Source organism: uncultured Gimesia sp. (genome assembly GCF_963972345.1).
Lineage (GTDB): Bacteria > Planctomycetota > Planctomycetia > Planctomycetales > Planctomycetaceae > Gimesia.
Window position 1 is genome coordinate 10,001 of the sequence record NZ_CAXAVM010000162.1, and the last position, 6,376, is coordinate 16,376.

General features: G+C 49.9%; 4 protein-coding genes and 1 pseudogene (1 of these 5 only partly in view). 2 read left to right on the plus strand and 3 right to left on the minus strand.

Going from position 1 to position 6,376, the window contains the following annotated elements; all coding sequences use genetic code 11:
* Positions 1 to 333, plus strand: partial view of a hypothetical protein gene (locus AACZ40_RS21740; protein WP_291174927.1) — the 3' portion only. Its footprint begins 42 nt before the window's first position; only the last 333 of its 375 coding nucleotides appear in the window; its start codon lies beyond the left edge, outside the window; its stop codon occupies positions 331 to 333.
* A gap of 662 nt (positions 334 to 995) precedes the next feature.
* Here AACZ40_RS21740 and AACZ40_RS21745 read toward each other — a convergent pair.
* Positions 996 to 1,937, minus strand: coding sequence for a polysaccharide deacetylase family protein (locus AACZ40_RS21745; RefSeq protein WP_291174929.1), 942 nt, complete (start codon positions 1,935 to 1,937; stop codon positions 996 to 998).
* Between the two features lie 154 nt (positions 1,938 to 2,091).
* Between AACZ40_RS21745 and AACZ40_RS21750 the strand changes: the two genes are divergently transcribed.
* Complete coding sequence (locus AACZ40_RS21750) at positions 2,092 to 3,669, plus strand: sialate O-acetylesterase (protein WP_291174931.1); 1,578 nt, start codon at positions 2,092 to 2,094, stop codon at positions 3,667 to 3,669.
* Between the two features lie 1,234 nt (positions 3,670 to 4,903).
* Here the strand turns inward: AACZ40_RS21750 and corA are convergent.
* Together corA and AACZ40_RS21760 are read right to left on the minus strand one after the other, a co-directional pair.
* Positions 4,904 to 6,019 carry a magnesium/cobalt transporter CorA gene (gene corA / locus AACZ40_RS21755; protein WP_291166631.1) on the minus strand — a complete coding sequence of 372 codons (1,116 nt, stop codon included), beginning with the start codon at positions 6,017 to 6,019 and terminating at the stop codon, positions 4,904 to 4,906.
* A gap of 127 nt (positions 6,020 to 6,146) precedes the next feature.
* A pseudogene (locus AACZ40_RS21760) lies at positions 6,147 to 6,376 on the minus strand (carbon-nitrogen hydrolase); the annotation flags it as partial.

Consider the following 6,376-nt stretch of genomic DNA (forward strand, 5'->3'; position numbering starts at 1 on the left):
CTTTCCAGCCTGATCGCCACTCCCGGCGAGAACTGCGTTTCAAACCGGCTGACGACTGATCCTCATGCATCTGCTGTTACACATTGCTGCCCGACCCACTCCGCTTCGCATTCTCAACCGGTTTCACCGATCTCAAGTGAATGCTGCCAGTGCTGTGTCGACCAGTTTCCGATCACCTCCAAGCCCCGCTTACCTGCACCAGCCACAGGCCTGTTCACTCTGAATGATTTCAGTCTGCCAGGTATTACAGGCCAGATTTCAATCAGCGGCTCATCCTCTCCCCAGACATCTTCACGTCCTTTATACCTGATGCATTGCATCTGGATCTGTTAACTGACTGAAACAGCGATACCAAAGTTTCAACCAGATTCAGTTATTTTCATTGATCCATAATAAGGAGACGTCTGATGTTTACTCAAGTAATTACTGCGACCCTGTTATCAGTAGGCCTGGGAATAACAGCTTCGGCCACTACGCAAACCAGTTCCACAAACTGCTGCGAAATGAACCTGCCTTGCTGTGACCAGAACCTGGCCTGTTGTCACACATCCGCCAAAGCGGAATGTTGCCAGCAAAGCCTGGAATGCTGTATTCAGGCAAAAGAGTGCTGTACATCCGAAAAAACCTGTTGTGAATTACAGCTCACCTGCTGCGAAACCGGGAGCAAATGCTGTCTGGAACAACCAGTATCTAACAGCCCCCCACAATAGTGTTTTATCAGTCTTGGAATGACATGCGGCCCGACACGGATCGTACGCTCATCAGTAGAGTACTCGCCTGATGTCGATCACCGGTCAATATAGGATTGATGGACCTGTTCGTACCTCCTGAAAAAGATAGATCGTTTCTATCTTTGAAAATGGTCCCCTGCAGATAATTTCTCTGCAGGGGATTTTTTTACTGCCCGCATTCCCCCAAATGTCATTTCCTGAGTCAAAAGAGACTGGAAACCGGCACTTTGAGTTAACTGTATGGCTCCGGAAAAAGACACCCGTCTATTCCGTGACAGCCACTTTCTGCTTTGCCATTTCATGAAACTGCTTCCAGGTAATGACTTCAATTTCAAGATCCTTGATTTCCCTGATGACTTCAGGATCGGTAAATACACGCCGATCTCCATCACGCCGCGAGGAACTATTCGTAATATTCTGCAATTCCTGATTATCAATGCCACAATGAATAATAATCTGGGTCACCCCCGGCTTAAGTGCCCGCAGCTTGTCCAGGTAAGCCTGTTTTCGCTTTTCATAATCTGATTCGCCATAGAACTGAACCAGTTCATCCAGGACCGGCAGGTTATTCTTTTCGAGAACGGCTTTCAGCTCTTTGCCCTTCTCGGCAATCAGACCATATTTCTCCGGATCCAGATTGGCGACAAACAGAACCGGGAGCTGGTATTCGATCCCTAAATTGACGTACATTTCCAGCAGATCCGGACGGCTGACGACGGCTCCCATATGTGTATCGAGATGACTTAAGGGAACTCCAAAGGATTTGGCACGCTCAATTTGTGCTCGCAGTTCTTTTTCAGCATCTTTCACATTGACGTGTTTCATCACCTGCCCCACGTTGTCCCAGAGATATTGCTCCCCGTCTAACAGACTCGGCACCTGATCTCGAGACGCTACCGGTCCCCAGCGATAATTTTTCCATTCTGAATTCAGAGTCAGATGAATTCCAAAATCCTGATCCGGATTCTGTTTGGCAAAGTCCGCAAACTCCTTGAACCAGGGACAGGGAACCATAATACTCGCAGAGGAGACAATGCCTTTCTGCATCCCTTCGATGGTTGCCTGATTCACCGAATGCGACATGCCCGCATCATCGGCGTGAATGATGACATAACGTTTCTCCTCTTTTTTGTTTTCTGCCTGAACAGAACCAATGCCGGTCAGAGCGACCACACAGAAGCACAGCAACAGCAATTGACGTTTCATGAATCACCTGGCGAAGTTACAAGAAATGAAAAAACGAAATTGATACCGTCATTTGAAAGGCTTCGCTTGAATTCTGATCTCATTCAGATCAAGCTGGTAGTGGATCTGGATTGTTACCACTTCTCCATTCTACTTATCCTGCAAGGAACTACAAATGAATTTTACCTCTCTGAAACGACTTGCAGCCGTTTTGCTGATGCTGATCACCGTAGATGCATTCAACGTAAAGCAGGCACAAGCTGAAATCAAACTCCCCGCGATTATCGGAGACCATATGGTCCTGCAACAGGGGCAGAAGAACCCGATATGGGGCTGGGCGGAACCGGGTGAGAAAATCACCGTGACTGTCAATGGACAGACTCATACTGCGACTGCCGATGACAACGGAAAATGGAAAGTCACTCTCGAACCCCTCAAAGTGGGTGGTCCCTATGAAATCACGATCAAGGGAAAAGAAACCATCACATTGAAGGATGTCCTCTCCGGCGAAGTCTGGATCTGCTCTGGCCAGTCTAATATGGCCTGGACCGTAGGTGCATCCAATGACGCCGACCTGGAAATCATGACCGCCAATTACCCCAAAATCCGATTGATATCGGTACCGCAGGTAGGAACCCAGGAAGCACAGGACGACTTCAATGGGCAATGGGAAGCCTGTACCCCGGAAACCGTCAGAAACTTTTCGGCGGTCGGCTACTTCTTTGGACGCCAGCTCTACCAGACACTGAATGTGCCCATCGGCCTGATTGACAATGCCTGGGGTGGTTCTTCTGCGGAAGCCTGGGTGAATCGCAAGCGACTGGAAGATGAGCCTGCTTTCAAAGAGATGCTGGAAAAGTGGAAAAAGACCGAAGAAACCTACAATCATGAACAGGCGACGGCTGCCTATGACAAACGTCTGGATCAGTGGAAAGAATCCGTCAAAAAAGCCAAAGCAGCTGGAAAAGCAGCACCACAACGTCCCCGGCCACCACGAAACCCGCTGACCGGCAATCATCGACCTGCCAATATCTACAATGGTGTGTTGCATCCGACCATCGGCTACGGGATCAAAGGGGTGATCTGGTACCAGGGGGAATCGAACGCCAGCCGCGCCTATCAGTATCGAAAACTGTTCCCATTCATGATCCAGAACTGGCGTGACGAATGGAAACAGGGCGATTTCCCCTTCTACTGGGTTCAACTGGCTGATTTCCGCAGCGAAAAACCAGAACCGGCTGACAGCGACTGGGCTGAACTGCGGGAAGCACAGACCATGACCATGGATGCCCTGCCCAACACGGGAGAGGCGGTCATTCTGAATCTGGGCGAAGCTTCTGACATTCATCCTAAGAATAAGCAGGATGTCGCCATGCGACTGGCTCGCTGGGCGCTCGCCGAAGACTATGGCGTGAAAGTCGTGCACCAGAGCCCTCGCTACAAGTCGATGGAAGTCAAAGGAAATAAAGCGATCCTGACCTTCGATCATGTCGGCGGAGGCCTGGATACCTTCGACGTACCGACTCCCATCGGTTTCACGATTGCCGGCGAAGATCAGAAGTTTGTCAAAGCCAATGCCAAAATCGTTGGCAGCAATAAAATCGAAGTCTGGAATGATGCTGTCGCGACTCCGGCAGCAGTTCGTTACGCCTGGGCAGACAATCCTGTCTGTAATGTACAGAACAAGGAAGGACTGCCTCTCACACCGTTCCGTTCGGATGACTGGCCTGGAATAACGATCAATAATCATTAAGCAATCTTCTGACGATTCAATCACAAAACGCCTCAGGGAACCAGTTTCTCTGAGGCGTTTTGTCTAATCTCCGGCCTGTATTCAGTTTTACGCTATCGTCTCCACTCGCCTGCAGGACTGAACTTCCCACACCTGCTGCTGCACATTCCCGCACTCCCGCTGCATAAAATGAACTTGACCGCTGCGCGCCGCTGACGATAAGCGCTATTCTGAGTCGCGCGCGTGCCCAGTTTACAGTGCACTGAAACACGGACCACCTGTTCCAGATCTTCACTGCAATTGAGCCTGTTTTTTCCCGATTTGCACTGCATGAAACGACACCGGTTCCTGATGTTACCCTGCGGGTCGCCACACATCGCAAAGCTTCGCCTCGGCACCGCCCCGACGTCGCAGCAGGTCGGTTCCCCGTCAACCCGTATCGCCACATGATATTGTTCTTCCCCTTGACGCCCCCAAGCACTTCCACAAAATATTCCAACATGCAACGGAGCCCAGACAACAGAAAACAGATCGAACACAAGAATGACCACAGCAACCACAAACATAACTCAATGTCCTCTCCCCGGGCGCGTGCCATTATTCGGCTTGCCCGACAGTGCTTTGAATAACCAGCAAACGCAGAAAAACAGGGTGAGCCCGAATGCAATTCGGGCCGAGCACAGCGAGCAGGAGGTCGCAGCTGCCGCGTTCCTCCCAGAACCAGGCTTTCCCTACTCACTTCGCACGGCCGGACAAGCCGGCCATGGCACCCCGAAACCTCTCTATTTATTGCAATAAGTCCTGCAAAATCAGACGGGCGGGTGGCATCGTCGGTTTGCCCAACGGTGAAGGTGATCAAGACTCCCTTACCCGGTTCACAACGAATTATAAGGATCGGCACCCAACTCCCGCAGATGAAAATCCCGAACCACTGAATGACCCAAAAAATGAGTCATCGATATTCACCATAGAACACCCCAGATTAGCCTCGTTTTTCCCAGCGCGCAAAAAACCGCGGCTAACGCCGTACGGCTAATTTTCGAGAAAGAATTGGGTAGCCCCAATGCAATTCGAGGTTGTCGCAGGGGTTGTCCCATGTGTCAGCCCGCCTGGCGAGGTTCAACCCGGCATCGCATACGATGGGCACAGAATGAAACATCCCCATCAGATTTTTCTACCACAAAAACCCCAAAACCAGCCATAAGAGCATGCGGCTTCAAGTCCCGTTTAATTCGGTCATCTCATCAAGGCCGGCTTACAACCATTTTTTCTTTTTGAAATAGATTATCAGGACCGCAGGCAGTGTGATGAAAACCACCCAGATCATCGGATACGACCATTTCCAGCGGAGCTCGGGCATGTATTCAAAGTTCATGCCATAGATTCCCGCAATGAAAGTCAGCGGAATAAAGATCGAGGCAAACACGGTCAGAATTTTCATGACCTCGTTCATTTTGTTACTCACACTCGAAACATAGATATCCAGCAGACCTGCCAGCATATCACGATAAGAGTCGACCGATTCTGAGATTCTCAGGACATGGTCGAACACATCCCGGAAATAGATATGAATTTTCTCGCTGATCAGATCGTGATCTGATCGCAGGATGGCTGACAGCAGTTCTCGCTGCGGGGATGTCGAACGACGGATATTGATCAGTTCCCGCTTCAGACGCTGGATGGAGACAAGAGTATCAGATGTGGGATCGGTTAATAATTCTTCTTCGATCGCATCGATCCGCTCATCCATCGAGTCGAGCAGTACAAAGTTCTGATCGATAATCGTATCCAATATCGCATAGGTCAGATAATCGGATCCCAGGGTACGAATCCGCCCCGTGCTGCTCCGGATCCGCTGAATCAGGGGAAGAAACAGTTCATCTTTCCACTCTTTAAAGGTAAAGACGAAGTCATTGAGTACCAGAATGCTGATCTGCTCATAATCAACATTGAACTCGCCTGGCTCCGCTTCTTCCTCTCCCAAGGAAAGACCTTTCAGCACGATATACAGGTAATCATCGTACTCTTCGAACTTGGGCCGCTGATGCGTATTAAGAATGTCTTCCAGTACTAATGGATGAATATCGAAGTACTTGCCGATCAGTTCAGTAATTTCAACATTCTTGAGCCCTTCCAGACAGACCCAGGTGATCGAATCTTTCTCCCGAAATTTGAGCAGGTCTTCGACCGTCTCTACACTGGGTTCTTCAATATCAATCGGACCGTAGTCGATGACGGAAATACGGGTATCTTCTTCATTGAAATCGGCAACATGAATCAGAGAACCGGGCGGCATGCCCGCTTTTTTGGCAGTATTACGATGGGCATCCAGCATGGAGATTGGCTCGCTTGAAAAGCTGTCATCACTCATTCACACTCACCTGAAATCAACGGGGCGAGAAACAGTAACTCCGCCTGCGAACGATCCCACAGGCAGTCCGAGCCCGATTTTAAGACATCACGGCTCAGGCTGCGAGATCAGACTGGTGATCGATTGATTAAATCTCAAACGTGCTACCATCTTCCTTATAAACCACCCGGTAGAGCTCTGTACGACGGTCGTTCCAGTTCTGCACGCTGCCCGACTCACGGTGCCGCCTTAAGAGTTCAAAATCGAGGTCATGAATAATCACGGTTTCGACGTTCGGATTACACTCCGCGGCGACTGCATCACTGGCAAATTCCATGTCGGAAGGTGTGAAAATACCCGACTGTGCGTAATGGATGT